1 pseudogene is annotated in these 438 nt (G+C 67.4%); it reads left to right on the plus strand.

Annotation, left to right across the window (positions count from 1 at the left end):
- Positions 1-386, plus strand: a pseudogene (gene glyA, locus JWG43_RS20905) (serine hydroxymethyltransferase); the annotation flags it as partial.
- Between the last annotated feature and the right edge of the window lie 52 nt (positions 387-438).

The raw sequence follows: 438 nt of genomic DNA on the forward strand, positions 1-438 counted from the left end.
CCCAGGCCCTGTCCGGCGTCCTGATCGAGCGCGGCCTGGCCATCGTCTCGGGCGGCACCGAGAGCCACCTGGCCCTGGTCGACCTGCGGCCCAAGGGCGTGACCGGCAAGGCGACCGAGCATGAGCTCGAAAAAGCGCTGATGACCTGCAACAAGAACGGCGTCCCGTTCGACACCGCCCCCTTCACCGTCACCTCGGGCGTCCGCCTGGGCACCCCGGCCGGCACCACGCGCGGCTTCGGCGAGGAAGAGTTCAAGCAGATCGGTCACTGGATCGCCGACGTCGTCTCGTCGATGAACGGCGGCGACGAAGCCGATCCGGCCGTGGTTGCGGGCGTCGCGGCCCAGGTGCGAGAGTTGACGCACCGCTTCCCGATCTACGGATAACCGCCTGATGAAGTGCCCTTTTTGCGGTCATCAGGACACCCAGGTTAAGGAC

It is taken from the genome of Desulfobulbus alkaliphilus, assembly GCF_016918545.1.
Lineage (GTDB): Bacteria > Desulfobacterota > Desulfobulbia > Desulfobulbales > Desulfobulbaceae > Desulfobulbus > Desulfobulbus alkaliphilus.